The organism is Nitrobacter hamburgensis X14 (assembly GCF_000013885.1).
Classification (GTDB): domain Bacteria; phylum Pseudomonadota; class Alphaproteobacteria; order Rhizobiales; family Xanthobacteraceae; genus Nitrobacter; species Nitrobacter hamburgensis.
This window is the reverse complement of sequence record NC_007960.1, coordinates 153,894-171,004: the sequence shown is the minus strand read 5'-3', so window position 1 is coordinate 171,004 and position 17,111 is coordinate 153,894. Positions and strand designations below refer to the sequence as shown.

Genomic DNA, 17,111 nt, shown 5'->3' with positions numbered 1-17,111 from the left:
CAGGATCACCCTTGCGAAAAATCGTCCGGGAAGGAAGACGGGAGGCAGTCTCGGTCACGGGCCGCGCGCCCTTGCCGGCGTAGTGCCATCAGCATCGGCCACACCGAGAATTCCCCAGCTGCGGCGCGACGGGCCAGGACTCTGAGATAGCCTCCTGGACTCTTGATGGCTGCGCCGCGTTGCAGGATGGCGGCGAGCACCACGCTGGCTTGTCCGTCGCCCATTGCCGTGCAGGCCTCTTCCCAGGCGCTGGGACTGATGCCGAGCATGGGGCGCACGGCTGATGCCGTCGTAATAAGGTCCTGAGAGGTACGAATTCCGTCGCGCGCGTAGTCGATGATATCGGGACAGAGTTCGACCACCATGCGAATAGGGATTGCACCGGCGGATTGGGGCCGGTCGGCATCGGCCGTCTCCGGGGCGCCTGGTCTTGGGTCCGGTTCGGATGAGTTCGGCCTCTGAGGGGCTGAATTCGGAATCTGATCGGCGGGCAAGTTTGGAGGGCCGGACTCGATCGGATCAAGGTGTCGCTCGAGGACGCCGACGATCGTTTCCGCCAGGATCGCCAGTTCGACGACGATGGGTTCAAGGACTTCGCACGTCGGGGCGCGAGGAAGCCGGGCCATGATGTCGCGGAAGGTTCGATGAAGGGATCCCCAATCGGCGGCGCCGCGTTGCTCCACGCCAGTTGCAATCATCTTGGCGATGTCACGCCGCGCCAAGGTGATCCGCTCGCGAAGAACGGTAAGGGCTTGGCGTCTGGCGATCGCGGCCTCGGCCAGAGCGGCGAATTCGTCGGCGCGGGCTACGATCGGTCCGAGATCGAAGCCAAAGGCCTGTTCAATATCGCCCGAAGTCGCCTTGCGCGCATAGCGCTTGCCGTTCGGGCTATCGCGCCTAAGAACGAGCCCGCTATCGACCAGCCCAGCAAGGTGGCGGCGCAAGGTCGAAGCGGCCATTCCGTGGGCGCGCAGGCTGAGAAGCCGATTTGACGGGAATACGACGAGATCGGCGGCGCCGGCAGTCAACACCGTGTCAGGATGAAATGAGAGCAGCGCATTGAGGACCGCGAGCGCGCGGTCAGAAACCGGCAGCGATGTCCGCGCCTCGCATATGTTTCGGAATACGTGCCATTTGTGACCGGCTTGCCCTGGGGACATTCCCTGACGTCGCGCTGCACCTTTACGGTGCTGAGCGATAGCGGTCGTCGTCCAAACGGCGTTACGGGATTTGACCAAGCATCTCCATTCGCGTCCTCTCGTTGGTGCTTTGAAGTCGACAATACGATACGACTTCTTGTGGCCACCGCCACGGAAGCGGAGGCGCAGGATAAGATTGAGCAGCGTGCTCTTGCCGGAGCCGCTAGGTCCGACGATCGCGATGCGCTTTCCGACATCGAACTTCAGACTGAGGTTGTTGAGGACAGGTGTCTCACCGCCCTCATATTGAAACGTCACGCGATCGAAGGTGATGTCGTGGGTGATACGCGGCAGATCGGGCGCGCCGGGACGGTCCGCGCGCGGGCAAACAAAGACCGTGGCGTGAAAACGCGGATCTCCTTGAAGTCGGATGGTGCGGGCTAAAATGCGTTCATACGATTGGGGCATTATTGGCGTCGCCAGCTCGTTCATCCTCTCGAGAGACCCGGCTCTGCCGGGTTTTTCTTTGTCCGAACACACCTCTCAGGGTTGCCTGGAATCCGTCTATTATATTGAATGTTAACCAGCAGTCCAACGTGTAGGCTCGTCCGTCGGGCGGACGCATCGATCAACGTCGGGAAGTGCGAGGAATGAGCGATGGGCGAAAAGAAATGCCGCCGAAAGGCAGCTCACACAGCGCAAGGCAGCACGCTGCGACAGGCGTTCCAGGCCGGGTTGGAAGGCCTTCGGTTGGAATCAGGTTTGAGCCGACGGAAGTTTGCCGAACACTTGGGCATACCGCGATCGAGTTATTTCCACCTGATGACGACGGCCGCCAATCCCAGCCTGGACTACATCGAACTCATTGCTGAGCGTGCCGGCATCGACCCGCTGAGATTGCTTCGTCGATCGGCAAACACGGCGGGCGACCGTCGCCCGGAGGTCAGGGAAGACCGACCGGCAAGGTGAGTCGTTTCAAGCACTTGCCTGCTAAAGTTTCTAACGTCCAATATACTGGACCTCGGGCTTGCTGTAGGGTCCCCATAGTTCTCGCTATGGATCCGAAAGCTAGTCAACGATGCCGCCTGTTCGTAAACCGCTGCCCGTCGATCATTCGATCCTGAACGAGATGTTGGCGATCCGGCTGCAACAGCTCGAGATCGAGAACGGCGGCATGGAAGCCTTCCTGCCGAAGACGGGGCTGGCGCGCGGCACCTACTACACGATCCTGCGCGGCATCGGGAATCCGACGCTGAGGACGATGGAGCGGATCGCTTCGAGCCTGAATATGAGCGTACTCGAGCTTCTCGGCTTTGAGGTTGGAGATGCCCGCCGCGCGCTCAAGAAAAGCGGCGTCAACTACGACGAGCTGGTCTCGGCGATCGGCAAGAAAAATCGGGCCGACCGCGGGCTCGCGCGGCAGACCCGATCGCGAAAACTTCCTTCGTAGCGGTCCGAAGACTCGCTCGCGGCGGAACTACCTCGTCAGCCGTTCGACGAGGAGCAAGGTGGGGAGGCCGAAGCCTCCCCGCTGTTCGCTATGCCGCGGCGCGTTGGCTGGCCTGCGCCAACCGGCCGAGCTCCAGAGCGATAAGATCGACGGTGTAGACCCGCTGGCCATCGCGTTCGAAGCTGTTCTGCCGAAGCCGTCCGCGCACATGGACCAGGTCGCCCTTGCTGAGATGCTCGTTGACGTAGGACTGGATCGCCTTCGTGAAGATCGTGACCTCGTTCCAGTGCGCGTCGTCCTTCCACTGACCTTTGTCGTCCTTGAAGGGGTAGTTGGCGCAGATGCTGACGCGAACGGTCTTGCCTACCTGCTTGATGGTTCCGACCCGACCGATGAGGGTGAATTCGGCGATATTGCGCATTGTCTTTCTCCATCTTGTGGGGCTGTGCCCCGTTGCGATGGCTTTTCCGTAATGGCCGGGAAGACGAAACAGAGCCGGAGCCCGCCAGAGGCGGGCAGAGGGCAAGCGCAGCGCTGCGCCCCGGCCGGAGCCACGAATTTTGGCGCCGGAGGCGCATGCGCGAGGAATGCCGGTCGGGGTCCCCGCTTGCGGGGTGTCCGGCAGGGGAAAATTCTTGGCATCCAGGGGCCGACGTGCCGTCGACGGCCATAGGTATCCAGCCATGCAACCGGAAGCGACAGCCCAGACGGAAAGACCTGCGATCGCTGCCCGACCCAGCTCTTTGGTCGACGCGAGAAACAAGCACGGCAATGCCCTGTTATCGCGGGTTTTTGCGCACCTCCCGCAGGCGGACATTTCGGAAGCTCGGACGTGCACTGACGGGTACGATTGGCTTGGCGATTCCCAGTCAGCGTTTTTTCGTAGGCGGCGAGACCACGCAGTGTGGAACGGCCGCGCAGTTTCAGTTTTCCGCGGCCCTCGGGTCGCTCGATCACCCGTTCGCAGTCAGGTGCGCCCATAGTCCAAGCTCGAGAACGCAGGGCAAAGCGAGGATCTGGAGGTGAGGCCGTCATCGCGTCACGCCCGGCGCTTTTCGTTGAGACGCGAATTGATCTGCGACATCAAAATCGGGCCGAGCGAGAATTCTCCGGCCTCCGCTTTCCGCGTCAACCCGCGCAGGTAGCCGCCGGCGGATCTGATCGCGGCGCCGCGCTGCAGGATGCACGCGACGACAATCGCGGCCGGCGTTTCGCCTAAGATCGTTTGCGCGTCCTCCCAGGCGCTCGGACTGATCCCCAGCATCGATCGAACCACCGCGGCGGTGGCGAGCAAATCCCGCAAGCTCGAAATCCCGCCCTTGGCGTAGTCGATGATGTCGGGGCAAGCGTTCAGCACCATTCCCAACGGATAGCTCCCTTCCGCCACTCTCGGAGCTTGAGGTTTTGGCTCAGTCCTCGCCGCCCTGCCTTCGTGAAGGCTAGGTTCAAAATCAATAAGGGAGTCTGTATTTGAATTCTGTATGTGGCGCTCAGTATGGGACTCATTGGCGCTTGGATTCGTAGATTTGATATGTGTTTCCAGAAGATTGAGCACGTCATCCGCAAGCTGTGACAGCTCGTCAGCGACCGGCTCAAGTTCTTGCCTGGTCGCTGTGCGTGGAATCTGGTCGACGATCGAGCGGAAAGCGACGTGAACTTCCTGCCAGTCGGCCGGCCCCTGCCCTCCCCTGCGCGTCGGGACACCTTCCTCGATGCCGGTGGCGATCATCTTGGCAATGTCACGCCGGCAAAGGGTGATCCGCTCGCGGACAAGTTTGAGCGTCCGCGCTTCCGCCTCGATGTCGGCCGCCAGGCTCTCGAACTCTTCGGATCGCACAACCAGTGGCGATATGTCGAAGCCGAAGGCGAGCTCGATCTCGCCGGCGGTACCCTTACGAGCATAGCGCTTGCCGTTCGGACTATCGCGCCGGACGACAAGCCCGGCATCGACGAGAACCGCAAGGTGACGCCGCAGCGTCGAAGCCGGCATCCCATGCGCCCGCAGCGATAACTGGTGGTTCGACGGAAAGACGATCAGATCGTCTTCACCAGTGAGCGCGGTCTCCGGGTGAAACGTCAGGAGCGCGTTCAGGACTGAAAGCGAACGCTCGGAGACGCCAAGACGCGGCCGCGCCGTGCAGATGGCGTGGAAGATCTTCCATTTGTGCACGACCTTCTCAGGAGGTCGCGTCGTTGCCACCATCTGGCTTGCCACATGGGCAAGCGTCAGCGATCGCCGCCCAAAGGGCGTCGTTGGAGAGTGTGACTGCATGTCTTTGCCTCAGTTAGGGCAAAGAAAATCTGCTCGTCAAAACGACGCCGTCTCTCACGAGACACTTGACTGCGATTTGCGAAAGTGATTCTCTGTCAGTCGCCAAACACAACAGAGGGGCTTCCGGGACGGTGACGTTTCGGGGGCCTTTTCTTTTGCCTATAGTTCTCCGACTTGGTTGCGGTGTCTTGATCCGGTCGGCTCATTCCGACCAGGCAAGCTGGGTTATGCTGGCGGATCGCCCGCTTTGAATTCGTCGTAGAGCGTCTGAAGCCGCTTTCTGACAAAGTCGCCGAACTTAGGAGCGACGCGATCGTCAAATATCAGCGTAAGCTTCTTGCCGGCACGCGAGACCTTGGCAGCAGGCGTTCCATCCTTGGCCGCCCACGTTTCAGCGCGAGCGCGCGACGTCTTCTCGCGCAGCCCGGCCGCCAGTGTCTCAAAGCGTTTATCCGTTTCCAGGGCGCAAAAGCTTGGGGCCTTGACCATGTCGATCGCACGAGTGCGATTGTCTTCGTGCTCCAGCAGATCCGTTAGGTCCTGCCAGCGCACCCGGCCGAAGGCCGGTGCCGGTCCAATCGCTTCGATAACGGCAGCTGGCACTCGGGTCGCGATCGAGATGAGCCGCGAGAGAGCGGCTTTGTCGACGTTAAGCGATGCCATAATGATCTCGCGCGAAAACTTCCGATCTTCGAGTTTCGCAGCGAAGCGCGCACGCTCAATGAAAGTCAGGTCGGTGCGCCCGCTGTTCTCCTGGCCCTGCGCGACGACCAATTGCTCATCAGTGAGCGTGCGCACCACCGCGCGCACTTTGATGCCGAGATCTCGGGCGGCCCGCAGGCGGCGGTGACCGAAGGCCACCTCGTAGCGCTCTGTATCGCTCGGCTTTGGCCGAACGAGAATCGGGACGTTTTGTCCGTGCTCTCGAATTAGCTCGCGGAAGGCCGCGTTCTGCTCCTCAGGGGCTTCCATGCGGTCAGGGATGAAAGAATTGTCAATGAGCGCCGGGTCGAGTTCAACAATCACCTGGCCTTCGATGAGCTTTTGTTCGATCTCTTCCGCCCGTTTGACTTTCTCCGAGATGCCACCAAGCGATTGCGATATTGCGCCAAGCGCGCTCGATTGCTTGATCGGGCGATCAAGTCCCAACAACGGCCGAACGCGATTGGCAGGCGAAACGGGCGGCGCTTCGTGCGGTGTCTGCTCCGCCGTCGTTGGAAGATCGAAGTTGATCTTGCGTGCCATGGCTAATTCCTCTTCCAGACCTGCTTGATGAGGCTTTCGATTTCTCCGTTCACGAGATCCAAGGCTTCGATGGCGCGGTCGTACGTGCCGCGCGTAAACTGCTGTCGTTCGACCTCGTACAGGGTCTGCTTTGTGAGCCCGGCATCTGCGATGGCGGTGCTCTTTACCATCGGGTGGGTCAGCACGCGTGAGCCGAAGATGGAACGCATGAGACCAACCATGGTCGTTTGTGGGCCGTCACTAGGCTCATAACGGGTGACGAGATAGCGCATCCAATCGTATTGGGTCGCGCCTCCGGCCTCGGCGACGACATCAAGCAGACTTCCGGTCATGTTCAGGAATTGCGACATCGACATCACGTCGAGCATCTGAGGATGGACGGTAATCAAAACTGCTGTCGCGGCGCAGAGTGCAGACAGGGTGAGGAAGCCTAGTTGTGGAGGGCAATCGATCACCACGACATCGTAGACGTCGCTGACCTGCGCCAGCGCTTCGCCGATTCTGGCGAAGAACATCGAGTCGTTGCTCTGTCGCGTCATCAAAGCTTTGGGTGTCTCGTGCTCGAATTCCATGAGTTCGAGCTGACCCGGAACGATGTGGAGATTCGGAATGTAGGTGGCGCGCACGATCTCCGGCATTGGACGGCGCTCGCTGTCGTAGCGGATGGCACCGAAGATTGTCTCGTTGTCGCCGACATCGAGTTCGGGCTGGTGCCCGAACAGTGTTGACAGACTTGCTTGCGGATCGAGGTCAATGGCCAGGACGCGGTAGCCTCGAAACGCGAGATACTGCGCGAGGTGGGCGGCGGTCGTGGTCTTGCCGCTGCCGCCCTTGAAATTCATGACCGAAATGACCTGGAGCGCCTCGGTGTCGCGCCGGTGCGGAACGTAGCGACGAGCACCTTTGCCAGCGCTGTCGAGGTCGCGGCGTAACGCATCGATGTCTTCGATCGAATAACTCCGACGGCTGTTCGCTGGTGCTGAAGGGCCCTTTCCTTCGGACACCAATTGCCGAAGATAGCCTTCAGCTATGCCGATGAAGCGCGCTGCTTCCGCCGACGAAAACCGACGAATCGTCTTCTCAGCCGCCGGCGGGAAATCGCGAAGCTGCTGGGCGCGGAGTCGCGCCGAAAGCTCCGCTGCGTCCGCATTGATCAGGGAGCGGAGGTCACGCACGTTCTCGTCGAGTGGCTTCGCTGACGTTGGCATCCTAATCTCTGCATCTGCGGAATTTTGAGCAGTTTGCCTCAAAATGCGCTGATGGAGAGTAATGCCCGATTCTCTCGATGCCGCAAGGATTATTGAGTTAACGAGAGGTTAACGGTGCCGCGCTCGCATGTGGTATATTTCGGTACTGCACGCCCGAATCAGCCCCGATGTGGCGTAGTTGTACGCTGACAACTTAGCACCGACTAAGTGATTCGCCCCTCCCCCGCGGCCCGCGGCCCACTGAACAGTCCTCGCCGGAGTTGTACATGGACAACTTAACGAGGAGCCCCAGGCTAGACCCCCAGGCGGACGGCGCGCCCACGAACACGCTCGGCGTCATTGTAGTAGCCGCCTGTTGGACCGACCGGTGCTGCGATTGCTGCATCGCCTCCGGCAGCGCCACGCCCTGACGAGCAGCCTCAGTCAAATATCCCGACCTCAGCCCGTGCGCCGAAAACTCCCGCGGCTCAAGACCCGCCATCACGCAGCGCCGCTTAACGATGAGATTGATCGACTGCGGCGTCAGCGCCCGCTCCTCGATCGCCTCCCAGCGATCGATGGCGCGGAAGATCGGACCCTTGCCGATGTCGGCGCGCTCAAGCCATTCGCGCAGCGCTTCGACCGGCGGCCCGACCAGAAGCACCCTGCCCGCCTCGTCCGCGACGGCGGTTTTTGTCCGGCCGAGCTGGATCGTCACGCACGGCACTCTGGGCGATTTCGGATCCATGGGATTGAGCGCCACATCCGGCTCATCGCTCAGCTGCTCGACGCGCAGCCGCGCCACTTCGCTGCGCCGGCGCCCGCCGGAGGCGAACGCCAGGAGCAGGATCGCCAGATCGCGGGTGTCGGCGAGCCGATCGGAGCGGCAGGTGGCGAGCAGCCGGTCGAGCACGTCGCGGGTGACAGCCCGCATGCTCTTGCGCTGCCGGGGCCTGCTGCTGGCGCGGACCGCGAGCCTCAGCGCCGTGCGAAGACTGGGCGAATGGAACGGACCCTCCTGCCCCTTCCAGCGATGCAGTGTGCCCCAGTTCGCGAGCCGGCGCTTCACAGTCGATGGCGCATGCGGACCATCGGTCCGGAGCAGCAAGGCCGACCGCATGTCCGCTGCGACCTCGGCTGGCATCCCGTGTTGCGGGTCGGTTTCGCGCTCGGCCGGATCCCAGAGGTGATGCGCCACGTATTTCAGCGCCAGGCTTTCCGGCGCCGGCCACGGCAGCGGCGCGCCGGTCGCGGCTTTCGCCCAACCCTCAAGGTAGGCCAGATCGGAGGCCAGCGCCCGCAGGGTGTTTTCGCCCATGCCCTCCCGGGCAAGATGCTTCAGCGTTGCGACGTCATCGTCGGTCAGGAGTTCGGCGAGCCGGTCGCGCCGCTCCATCGGCAGGATCGCGGACAGCGCGTCGAGCTGCAATGCCCGCCGGGTTTCGGGATCGGAAACCAGCGCGCGGGAGGTGATGTCGTCCATGGGTGGCACTCCGTCAGAAGCCGTAGCTTCGATCTGCCCAGCGCAGCAGTACGACGCGCCGCGCCTTCAGGCCTTGCGCGATCGACAGGCCAACATCAGGGTCGACCCAGTGACCGCGGGTCATCATGGAAGAACCAGCCGAAGGGCAGGCCGACCTCGCGATCCACCGCCTCGATCCGGTCGATCAGCAGATGGACCGGAGCATCCGGCGTCATGAGCAGCCGCTCCGTCGGCGGCTGCAACGGCCGGAAACGCCGCGGTGAGGGCCGGGACCAGGTCGCTATCTGCCGAGGCTGGATCGAGCGCAGCGAGGACTGTTTCGAAGGAGGCGGCATCGGGGAGGCGGGCAGCGGCGGTCATCGGAGTGTGCTTTCAGTTGTGAGCAGGCCGTTCACAGTTCGATGTCACGCGGTCGATCACGGACTCGTTCGATATCCATCGGGTCCTGCCGCAAAGGCGAAGCCAGCAGGAAATCTGCCAGCGTGCCTTTGCGGGCTGTTCTGCGCGCCCATTCCTCGGCTGAGACGAGCACCGCGCACGGGTGGCCGCGTCGGGTAATGACCTGCGGGCGGGTCTGCGCCCGGTCGATGATCTCTGAAAACCGCACCTCCGCATCTGCCAAGGTCCAGATGTTCGAAGAGGGCTCTGAGCGTCCATTGTCCGTCATGGGGGCATCTTCCTATGAATACCGACTGCCTCCTGGCCCATTCTCCAAGCGCCGAGGACCACTTGCGGGATTACCGGGATTTCCATATATTACGGAACGAAGGAGATTTGAACCATGAGTTCGACCGTCACCGCCGCCGAGGTCTCGAAGAACTTCGGCGCCTACCAGGATGCCGCCGTGCGCGAGCCGGTGGTCATCACCAAGAACGGCCGGCCCCGCACGGTGCTGATGGCCTACGAGGATTTCGTTCGGCTGTCGAAGCGGGACCGACGCGTCCAGCGCACGATTGATCTGAGCGAGGCGGAGATCGCCGCGGTCGAGGCTGCCGAGATGACGCCTGATCCCGGCCATCTCAGCAGCGCACCCGACGCCAAACATGCTGCCGACTGAGATCAAGCTCGGCTGGATCTTTCGCTATTCCTATCTGTGGGATTGGCAGCACCGCGAAGGCCGCGAGGAGGGCGACAAGGACCGCCCGTGCCTGGTGCTGGCGATTGTCATGACAACGGAAGACGGCGCGCCGGTGGTGCGCGTGCTGCCGATCACCCATACGCCGCCGGCCAATCCGGCCGACGCGATCGAAATTCCGGCCGCGGTCAAGAACCGCCTGCGGCTCGACCATGAGCGCTCCTGGATCGTGCTGACGGAAAGCAATCGCTTTGTCTGGCCGGGCCCTGATCTGCGCAACATCGAGACCGACAGCGGCTACTACGGCGCGCTGACACCGGGTCTGTTCGGCGAGGTGAAGCGGCGGTTCGTGGCGATCGCCCGCGGTGAGGTTGCGATCAGCGCGCCGCACCGGAGCGTGCCGCGCAGCGAGTGACGGCCGCCGCCGGCGGCGAAAAGCGTCCGGAAGAGGGCAGGGGACTGGCAGCGGCGGTCCTCTCGTCAAGCGAAGCGCTGGCGGTGCGATTTGCCGGGCTTGCGGGCCGTCAGACTCGCTGATTTGCGTTGTGACGTCCCACCCTATCGATAAGGGGTAATTATCGATAGTGATACGGATGCGAAAACACGCATCGCTATAACGGAATACAAAGTGGTGTTAGCTTCCGTTTCACGGATTCACGTTAAGGTTATCAAAGTCTTGCCATCCGCTTACCAACTCCCCGACCCGCTGCCCTGGACCGCCATCGCCGCCCCGCTTGTCGCTTCTCCTTCCTGATTTCAACTTGAATGACTTAAGGGGGCGGGGAAGCCCTGCAGTCCCCTTTCGGTTTCAGGTCCGGGCGCTCCGAACCCTTGATCCCGTTGCGCTGTCCGCTCACAGGCCAGCGGCTTTCGTCAGATTGACGCGGAACCGATCACGCCGCCGCTGGTAACGCCTTGTCATCTCGGCCGAGGCGTGGCCGAGTTGGCGCTGGATATGGGCTTCGTCGACCGCGGCGGAGGAGGCGAGGCCGGCGCGCAGTGAATGGCCGGCGAAGGCGAGCGCCCGTTCGCCCTCCGGCAAATCGCCGCGAACGCCGGCGGCCAGGGCCAGCTTCTGGACCAGGCGCGCCACGTGGCGATCGCTGAGACGCCCGGATTGCATGCCGCCATTCGCCAGCGTTACCGGCCGGAACACCGGACCGTCGACGATGCGGCCGAGCTTCAGCCAGGTCTCGAGCGCCTGGACCGGGCAGCTGCGGTCCGACGAGCCACGGGCGATCTCGACGGTGCGCCAGCCGGTCTTGCCATCAATGGTGAGGACGACGCCGCCATCGAGGATTTCAATCCAGCCGCGGCTGTCATCGCTCTGCTTCGGACCGCAATCGAGCCCGGTGATCTCGGACCGGCGGAGGCCGCCGGCAAATCCGATCAGCAGGATGGCGCGATCCCGCCAGCCGCGCAGATTCTGCTCCAGCATCGCGATCATCGCCAAAATGTCCTCGGCGAACAGCGCCTCCTTCTGGCACGGCGGCCGGCCGTGGCTGCGACGGATGCCGGCCATGACGTCGACGATATGGCGATCCTGGCGGGGGAGGGGCGTTCCAGCGCTGCGATAGGTCGTGGTGACCGCCGCCAGGCGGCGTTCGATCGTCGAAACGGCGGCCTTTGCGATGCCCGTGCCGGCGGCCGAGGCGGCGATGAACAGCCCGACCACGCGCGGGTCGGGATGGCGGGCCTCAAAACCCTGGCGCCGACACCAGCGTTCGAATTGTCTCCAGTCCGAGGCATAGGCGCGGGTGGTGTGGGCGCTGTCTTTCGCTTTGGCGTAGCCGCGCGCCGAGCCGGCCAGTCGTTCGAGTTCCGGGCTCGGCAGCGGGGTGCCGCCGCTGCCATCAAAACCCGACAGCTGCGGCGTCGCACGCCGCGCCGGCGCGCGCGCCGCACGGTCTTCCGGTGGGCTGGAGGGCTGGTTTTGCGGTTCGAATTCGGGTGCAGCGGCCATTTTGCCAGGGTATCGAATCGTGTCCGATAAGGCAAGCTTATCGGATATGGATTGGCTCTGACGGCAGCGGCGGAAAACAGTCGATCTTGCGCCATTAGCGCCGTTGTGGCTAGGCTGCGACGATGGACGCGGCAGTGATTCCACCCCCCGATCGGCGGCGCCGGACGCGCGTGGCAAACCCCGGCGACGATCGAGACGTCGTCGCCAGCACTCTGATTCCACAGCCGCTTCCGCGCTGGGTGGGGTATGGCGCCGGTCCAAGCGCCGGCGGTGGCGCCCGCGACGCGGCCTTCGCGGCCGGCGCGGCGCTGTTGTCGCTCGACCAGATCGTCCGCACCCAGGCGCCCTGGCTCGGCGTCCTGCGCGCCCGCCTGGCGCTCAAGGCGACCAGCGTCGCCGCCCGGCTGCTGCGCCTCAAGGCCGACGCGGCCGCCTTGCGCGACGCCGAACATTTGACCCGTTCCGGCGACGATCCGGGGCCCGCCGGTCGCCTGCACCGGCTGCTGCGTCAGTTCGCGTCGCGGCCGACCCGACACGCCGGCGAGGTTTTGCCAATGCTCGAGGCCGAACTGCGCGGCGCGCCCGTCGCCGCCGAACTGGTGTCCTTGCTCGAAGCCGATCTGGCGCTCGCCCAAAAACTCGGCTGGACAACGCCGCTGCTGCTCCATGCCGGCATCGTGCTCGAGCCGGCGCTGCGGCCTGGCCCGGAGGGCCGCCGGCCGCGCGCCGACCGGCCGGACTGGTCGGCGGTCTGCGACCAAGTGCTGCTTTTTGCCGTGAGCGCATGTCACGCCGAGGCCGTGACGCTGGCCCGGCGCGCCGCGGCGCTGGCCGTGGCGGCCAGGCGCCTGCGCACGCGCGATCAGGGTCGAGGCCTGGCGCTGGTGCTGGCCGACGATGCGATTGCGCCCTGGCGGATGGTCGGCCGGGCCGGCCTGGGATCCGACCGGGCGGCGCGGCGCTTTTGCGAAACGCTTGCCTCCCAGGGGGTTTTGAAACGTCTGACCGACCGGCCGACGTTTCGGCTGTACGGGCTGTGACCATGCCCGGCGCCTCAAAACCGCACCGCTCGGGCCGATCGTGTGACGGGGCCGGCTGAGCCATGGCCAAGCGAGCGACCGCTGATGGGTTCGATGCCGAATTGGCCGATCTGCCAGCGGAGCTGCGCTGGCGCGAATGGATGGGCCGGGTCGAGGCGGCGATCTTTGCCTCGCCGACCCCGGTGCCGCGCGAGACGCTGGCCCGCCTCATCGGGCGGGCTTGCGTGCTCGACGAGCTCATCGCCGACATTCGCGACGAACTGAAGCCGCGCCCCTATGAGCTTGTCTTTGTCGCCGGCGGGTTCCAGCACCGCTCGAAGGCGCGGTTCACCGAGGCCATCCGCGCTGTGCTTGGCGGACGCGAGACCGGCCCGCCCGATCTGTCCAAAACCGAAAGCCTGGTGATCAGCGCGATCGCCTATCTGCAGCCGGTGACCCGGTCGAGCATCTCGCGGCTGCTCGGCAAGGCGATCAGCCGCGACATCATCGCCAAGCTCAAACGCCTCGATCTGATCGGCGCCGGGCCGCGCATGGCCGAGCCCGGCGCGCCGTTTTCCTATGTCACCACGCCGACATTCCTGTCGGTGTTCGGACTAGCCAGCCTGCGCGACCTGCCCGAGATCGAGGCGATGCAGGAGGCCGGGCTGCTCGATCTCGCACAAGACATCGCGCTGGTCGATCCGCTCGACGACGCTCTCGCCGACGGCGACGACTCGGATGACGACTCGCGCGATCAGGTTTTCGGCGCGCCCGATCGCTTGCCCGCCGACTGAGCATGGGGCCGGATCGCGACCGCCGCATAGGCTGTCAGCAGGTCATGCATAGTCGTTCGCGGCGAAACGGGCGGCAGTGGCGAAGGCGTCTTGGCCAGCGCCAAAATGCGCGGCCTGGCAAAGCTCAAGCAGCGGGCTCGCACCATCCCTGAAAGCTGCGTCAACGGCCGGGAGAGGGGCGGATCGAGCTCCAGCGGCAGCGCCAGGATTTTGGACCGATGGTGGAAGCCTGCGATCCGGCTGGCGCGCTCGAGCGCCAGCGCGATGCGCAAGGTCGACGTGCCCAGCTGAGGGCCAGCCGCCGCGCGCAGATCCTGGCCGCAGGTCGTGCAGGTGATGAACGGGCTCAGCGAGGCTGCTTCGCAGACCGCAAAACCCTGGCGGCAGGCTGGGCAACGGTCGATCAGCTGCCGGCCATGATGTTGGCAGATCAGCCTGGTCGCGAGCCGCCAGTGGCTGCGAAGATAGGGCGCCTCGTCCTCTTCGAGGCATCGCGGGCAAAGCTGCAGCCACGTCGCCTGGCGCCGGCCCACGGCTGACGATGAGACGTTCACGCGCGGCGCGAGCATCAGGATGTGGTCTGTCCTCGGAAGGACAAGCGTCGGCAACATGGCGGCCGACAGCCCGCTTGCCGTCTCGAGGTCGCAGGCGATCGCCGGCGACATCCCGCATTCGATGTTCCGCGCCCAGTTGCCGCTTTCCAGCCCCAGCAGCGCTCCAAGTGCGTGCGCCGGGACGCCGTTGGCCGCGCCAAACCGGATCAGCCAGCCCGGCAGCCATTCGTCGGGGCGCGGCGCGACCATCACGGGCCAACGTCGCGATGACGGTGACCGATAGCGCGGCTGCAGCGTGATCTCGATCTCGACGGCAGCCGGTCTCATGCCAGCACCTCGCGGGCCAATGACTGGCGCCGTCGCGACAGCGGGATGTAGCCGAGATCACGCAGGCATTCGCGACTGATACGCTCGGCCCCGGATCGCACCGCGGCGATCGCCGCCGTCGTGACGATCGCCACGGTCTCGCCGATCAGACCATCCGAGAGCTCGAAGATCAGCTTTGCGGTCGGCGCGTCGGAAAGCCCGGAGGCCTGCGCCAGCGGCAGCGCCGCCTCGAGACTGTCGAGCAGCGAGAGATAGGCCTCGTCATAACTCCAGCGCGGCACCGGCGCGAGCTGGAACCGGCTCGCCATCTCGGCCGTCAGCATGACGTGGTCAAAGATCGACAACTCGCCGACCAGCGCTGGCGAGAGATCATAGTCCCGCCCGAACCGCCGCAGCACCGCGAAAATCGCCTCGATGTCGCGGCGGCGGCCCCTCAGGCAATTGTGGAATTCGTCAAAGATCATCACGCGGGGCTTCAACTGTCGAAGCAGACGGTCGAGCTGATCGGCTTTTGCCGAGGTGTCGCGCGCCTTGATCTGCGGCGCTTCCAGCGCGGCCAGGATGCCCGCGTAGAAATTGACCAGGCCAGAGCCCTCGCGCGTCTGGACCAGCACGACGCGTCGCGGGTTTCGCGCGGCATCCGCGCGGCGGCGATCCATGATCGCGAAGCGTTCGGCGATCATGCTCTTGCCGTTGGCGTAGGGCCCGATCAGCATCACCCCGCGCGTGCGCAATGCTGGCGCACGATCGAGGCCTGCCTGCAGCAGGTCGATTGCGTCCCGCGCCGCTTGCGTGCCGATCCAGCGTGGGGCCTGCAGATGGGCGATGCGCTCGGAGGCGGGTTTTTGAAGCCAGGGTCGCAAGCTCTCGGTCAAATGCTCGCCCATGGCTCACCAGTCCTCGACCGGCAGTGGATTTCGCGCACGCACGGGGTGGTCAGGAAAACGCGCCGGTTGTGAGGCCAGCGCCTGATGCGGTTTCGGTGCGGCATGCGCAAGCGCCGTCCGCGCCGCCTGTCGTCTCGCGTGCTTGCCCGGTTTTGGCGTGTCAGGTTCGACGGCCGGGCGCATCGCGCCATCCGCGATCGCCCGGAGCGCGCGCCGGAGCGCGATCCGGGATTCAGGTCCACCGCCGAGCGCGCGCCTGATCGCGCGAGCGTGCTCATGCTCCCACAGCGTAACTGCGTCTGTACGGCCATCGCGCCGCTCAACGGCCAGGAAGGCTCCGGTGTCGGGATGGCGCAGATAGATATGGCTCAGATCGCGCGGATCGGTGCGCATCGCGAGTTTGCCGACCCGGTCGCGCCGCGGCACGAGTTCGCCCAGCCATGGGGCATAATAGTCGATCGCATTCACGCTGACGCCTTGAGGCGTGAGCCGCCGATCGCCGCCGGGAAGAAAGGCGATCAGCACCTGGTCGGGGTCGTCTTGATGCGGCGGCAAGCCAGCGGCATGGGCGCGCCAGACCTGATCGGGAATGTCCAAGGTCTTCTCGTTCGGTTTGGCGTTGTGCTCGAGCACTGCGAGCGCGACGCAGCGTTCGAGATCGGCGAAGCTGAGCCGGGCGCGGGCCTCCGAGGGATAGTGGTCGCGCTCCGTGACCGAGCGGCCGGTCTGGCCCGGCAGCGTCCGCAGCACCGTATTGAGCGCGCCGAGCAGCCGCTCGATCACGCCGCCCTGATGAACGTTCCCCTTGTGCCGCGGGCGGATCGTGATCCCGAAATCGTCGCAGCCGCGGGCAAAAGCATGGCCCTTGAACTCCTTGGCGCGATCGACCACCAGAACGCGTGGCCGGCCGGACATCGGCCAGTCGTGTTCGCCAAGACCATGCGCCGCGAGCCATGGGGCCTTCGGCGTCAGCGCCTGTTGCAGGCAAAGCGCCACCGAGAGTGAACTCGGCTTTTCCAGGGTCAGGCAGAACCCGAGAATGGCACGCGAGAAGACATCGATTACGACAGTGAGATAGGGCCGTCCGACCACGACGCCGACACCGTCGATCACCTCGACGAACTGGATGTCGGCCGGCGTGTGGTCGATCTGGCCAACATCGAGCAGACCCCTCGCCGAAATATAGCCGGGTCGCGCCTTCAATCGCCGCGCATGGCTGGGGTTGGCGGAGCGGCCCTTGGCGATCGCGAGATCTTCGAACAGCATCGGAATGCGCCGCTGAACCGCGCGATAAGAGGGCGGGCGCTCGCCGGCCTCACAGCACCGCGCCCGGATCTCGCCGACGCAGGGACGCAATTCCGGCCCCTCCTTGACCAGCCACTGCTCGCGCAGAACCTCTGCGATGACCGCCTCGACGGGTGCCGTCAGCCGCGTGGCTCGCGGCCTGTCCCGCCGCGGCAGCAACACTGTGATCCGCCGATCCGGCGCATAGCGCTTGAGCAGATTGTAGATATGCCGGGTCGTGAGTCCGAGCTCAGCCGCCGCCCGCGCGATCGACACCTGCCGCGGACCTTGCCCATCAAGGATCCGATCGAGTTCGCGCACTTGGCGCTTCGCTTGCGCCCAGGCATCATCTCGCGCAATCGCCACGCTGCGGGAGCCGCAGCCAGAACCCGATGCCGCCATGTGAAATCCCTCACGCGACAGGTCGAAATC

15 protein-coding genes and 4 pseudogenes are annotated in these 17,111 nt (G+C 64.5%); 6 read left to right on the top strand and 13 right to left on the bottom strand.

Features of this window, described 5'->3' with window-relative positions; all coding sequences use genetic code 11:
• Positions 1–5: 5 nt before the first annotated feature.
• Together repC (NHAM_RS23060) and NHAM_RS29510 are read right to left on the bottom strand one after the other, a co-directional pair.
• A pseudogene (gene repC / locus NHAM_RS23060) lies at positions 6–1,248 on the bottom strand (plasmid replication protein RepC).
• Between the two features lie 116 nt (positions 1,249–1,364).
• Positions 1,365–1,607: pseudogene (locus NHAM_RS29510) on the bottom strand (plasmid replication protein RepC); the annotation flags it as partial.
• Between the two features lie 189 nt (positions 1,608–1,796).
• Here NHAM_RS29510 and NHAM_RS23055 point away from each other — a divergent pair.
• Together NHAM_RS23055 and NHAM_RS23050 are read left to right on the top strand one after the other, a co-directional pair.
• Positions 1,797–2,108: a helix-turn-helix domain-containing protein gene (locus NHAM_RS23055; RefSeq protein WP_011505044.1), complete on the top strand. Its 312-nt coding sequence runs from the start codon at positions 1,797–1,799 to the stop codon at positions 2,106–2,108.
• 109 nt (positions 2,109–2,217) lie between these two features.
• The gene (locus NHAM_RS23050) at positions 2,218–2,589 is read left to right on the top strand and encodes a transcriptional regulator (protein ID WP_011505045.1); all 372 of its coding nucleotides are present in this window, start codon (positions 2,218–2,220) and stop codon (positions 2,587–2,589) included.
• 88 nt (positions 2,590–2,677) lie between these two features.
• On the opposite strand, the gene NHAM_RS23045 is transcribed toward NHAM_RS23050, so the two are convergent.
• The 7 genes and pseudogenes from NHAM_RS23045 to NHAM_RS23020 form a co-directional block, all read right to left on the bottom strand.
• Positions 2,678–3,010, bottom strand: a complete 333-nt coding sequence (locus tag NHAM_RS23045; protein WP_011505046.1) for a single-stranded DNA-binding protein — start codon at positions 3,008–3,010, stop codon at positions 2,678–2,680.
• Between the two features lie 618 nt (positions 3,011–3,628).
• Positions 3,629–4,861 (bottom strand): plasmid replication protein RepC, encoded by a 1,233-nt coding sequence (gene repC, locus NHAM_RS23040; protein ID WP_011505047.1) that lies wholly within the window; start codon positions 4,859–4,861, stop codon positions 3,629–3,631.
• A 225-nt stretch (positions 4,862–5,086) separates the two neighbouring features.
• A complete protein-coding gene (repB, locus tag NHAM_RS23035) occupies positions 5,087–6,106 on the bottom strand; it encodes a plasmid partitioning protein RepB (protein WP_011505048.1) in 1,020 nt (339 codons plus the stop codon).
• 2 nt (positions 6,107–6,108) lie between these two features.
• Positions 6,109–7,314, bottom strand: coding sequence for a plasmid partitioning protein RepA (gene repA, locus NHAM_RS23030; protein WP_011505049.1), 1,206 nt, complete (start codon positions 7,312–7,314; stop codon positions 6,109–6,111).
• A gap of 293 nt (positions 7,315–7,607) precedes the next feature.
• Positions 7,608–8,776: pseudogene (locus NHAM_RS23025) on the bottom strand (site-specific integrase).
• 13 nt (positions 8,777–8,789) lie between these two features.
• Positions 8,790–9,024, bottom strand: a pseudogene (locus NHAM_RS25955) (hypothetical protein); the annotation flags it as partial.
• Between the two features lie 143 nt (positions 9,025–9,167).
• Entirely contained in the window at positions 9,168–9,443 is a 276-nt protein-coding gene (locus NHAM_RS23020) for a type II toxin-antitoxin system Phd/YefM family antitoxin (protein ID WP_011505051.1), read from the bottom strand.
• A 114-nt stretch (positions 9,444–9,557) separates the two neighbouring features.
• Between NHAM_RS23020 and NHAM_RS23015 the strand changes: the two genes are divergently transcribed.
• Together NHAM_RS23015 and NHAM_RS23010 are read left to right on the top strand one after the other, a co-directional pair.
• Entirely contained in the window at positions 9,558–9,833 is a 276-nt protein-coding gene (locus NHAM_RS23015) for a type II toxin-antitoxin system Phd/YefM family antitoxin (RefSeq protein ID WP_011505052.1), read from the top strand.
• Positions 9,820–10,266: a hypothetical protein gene (locus tag NHAM_RS23010; RefSeq protein ID WP_011505053.1), complete on the top strand. Its 447-nt coding sequence runs from the start codon at positions 9,820–9,822 to the stop codon at positions 10,264–10,266. Before NHAM_RS23015 ends, NHAM_RS23010 begins: the two co-directional genes overlap by 14 nt.
• Positions 10,267–10,704: 438 nt before the next feature.
• Here the strand turns inward: NHAM_RS23010 and NHAM_RS23005 are convergent, their stop codons facing one another.
• Entirely contained in the window at positions 10,705–11,814 is a 1,110-nt protein-coding gene (locus NHAM_RS23005; protein ID WP_011505054.1) for a tyrosine-type recombinase/integrase, read from the bottom strand.
• A 122-nt stretch (positions 11,815–11,936) separates the two neighbouring features.
• On the opposite strand from NHAM_RS23005, the gene NHAM_RS23000 reads away from it, so the two are divergent.
• Both NHAM_RS23000 and scpB read left to right on the top strand, forming a co-directional pair.
• Positions 11,937–12,854: a DUF1403 family protein gene (locus NHAM_RS23000; protein ID WP_041359672.1), complete on the top strand. Its 918-nt coding sequence runs from the start codon at positions 11,937–11,939 to the stop codon at positions 12,852–12,854.
• Positions 12,855–12,916: 62 nt separating this feature from the next.
• On the top strand, positions 12,917–13,627 hold the full coding sequence (scpB, locus tag NHAM_RS22995) for an SMC-Scp complex subunit ScpB (RefSeq protein ID WP_011505056.1): 711 nt from the start codon (positions 12,917–12,919) through the stop codon (positions 13,625–13,627).
• On the opposite strand, the gene NHAM_RS24325 is transcribed toward scpB, so the two are convergent.
• From NHAM_RS24325 to NHAM_RS22980, 3 genes are all read right to left on the bottom strand, one after another.
• On the bottom strand, positions 13,588–14,430 hold the full coding sequence (locus NHAM_RS24325; RefSeq protein WP_245270137.1) for a TniQ family protein: 843 nt from the start codon (positions 14,428–14,430) through the stop codon (positions 13,588–13,590). The genes scpB and NHAM_RS24325 overlap by 40 nt on opposite strands.
• Before the next feature lie 74 nt (positions 14,431–14,504).
• On the bottom strand, positions 14,505–15,395 hold the full coding sequence (locus tag NHAM_RS22985; RefSeq protein ID WP_011505058.1) for a TniB family NTP-binding protein: 891 nt from the start codon (positions 15,393–15,395) through the stop codon (positions 14,505–14,507).
• A gap of 3 nt (positions 15,396–15,398) precedes the next feature.
• The gene (locus tag NHAM_RS22980; protein WP_011505059.1) at positions 15,399–17,081 is read right to left on the bottom strand and encodes a Mu transposase C-terminal domain-containing protein; all 1,683 of its coding nucleotides are present in this window, start codon (positions 17,079–17,081) and stop codon (positions 15,399–15,401) included.
• Positions 17,082–17,111 lie beyond the last annotated feature (30 nt).

Excerpts from the sequence above, each read along its gene's own strand:
- repB (WP_011505048.1), bottom strand. The coding sequence starts at position 6,106 with ATGGCACGCAAGATCAACTTCGATCTTCCAACGACGGCGGAGCAGACA.
- repA (WP_011505049.1), bottom strand. The coding sequence starts at position 7,314 with ATGCCAACGTCAGCGAAGCCACTCGACGAGAACGTGCGTGACCTCCGC.
- NHAM_RS23050 (WP_011505045.1), top strand. The coding sequence starts at position 2,218 with ATGCCGCCTGTTCGTAAACCGCTGCCCGTCGATCATTCGATCCTGAAC.
- NHAM_RS23015 (WP_011505052.1), top strand. The coding sequence starts at position 9,558 with ATGAGTTCGACCGTCACCGCCGCCGAGGTCTCGAAGAACTTCGGCGCC.
- NHAM_RS23020 (WP_011505051.1), bottom strand. The coding sequence starts at position 9,443 with ATGACGGACAATGGACGCTCAGAGCCCTCTTCGAACATCTGGACCTTG.
- NHAM_RS23055 (WP_011505044.1), top strand. The coding sequence starts at position 1,797 with ATGGGCGAAAAGAAATGCCGCCGAAAGGCAGCTCACACAGCGCAAGGC.
- scpB (WP_011505056.1), top strand. The coding sequence starts at position 12,917 with ATGGCCAAGCGAGCGACCGCTGATGGGTTCGATGCCGAATTGGCCGAT.
- NHAM_RS23045 (WP_011505046.1), bottom strand. The coding sequence starts at position 3,010 with ATGCGCAATATCGCCGAATTCACCCTCATCGGTCGGGTCGGAACCATC.
- NHAM_RS22980 (WP_011505059.1), bottom strand. The coding sequence starts at position 17,081 with ATGGCGGCATCGGGTTCTGGCTGCGGCTCCCGCAGCGTGGCGATTGCG.
- NHAM_RS23010 (WP_011505053.1), top strand. The coding sequence starts at position 9,820 with ATGCTGCCGACTGAGATCAAGCTCGGCTGGATCTTTCGCTATTCCTAT.
- NHAM_RS24325 (WP_245270137.1), bottom strand. The coding sequence starts at position 14,430 with ATGGTCGCGCCGCGCCCCGACGAATGGCTGCCGGGCTGGCTGATCCGG.
- NHAM_RS23005 (WP_011505054.1), bottom strand. The coding sequence starts at position 11,814 with ATGGCCGCTGCACCCGAATTCGAACCGCAAAACCAGCCCTCCAGCCCA.
- NHAM_RS22985 (WP_011505058.1), bottom strand. The coding sequence starts at position 15,395 with ATGGGCGAGCATTTGACCGAGAGCTTGCGACCCTGGCTTCAAAAACCC.
- NHAM_RS23000 (WP_041359672.1), top strand. The coding sequence starts at position 11,937 with ATGGACGCGGCAGTGATTCCACCCCCCGATCGGCGGCGCCGGACGCGC.
- repC (WP_011505047.1), bottom strand. The coding sequence starts at position 4,861 with ATGCAGTCACACTCTCCAACGACGCCCTTTGGGCGGCGATCGCTGACG.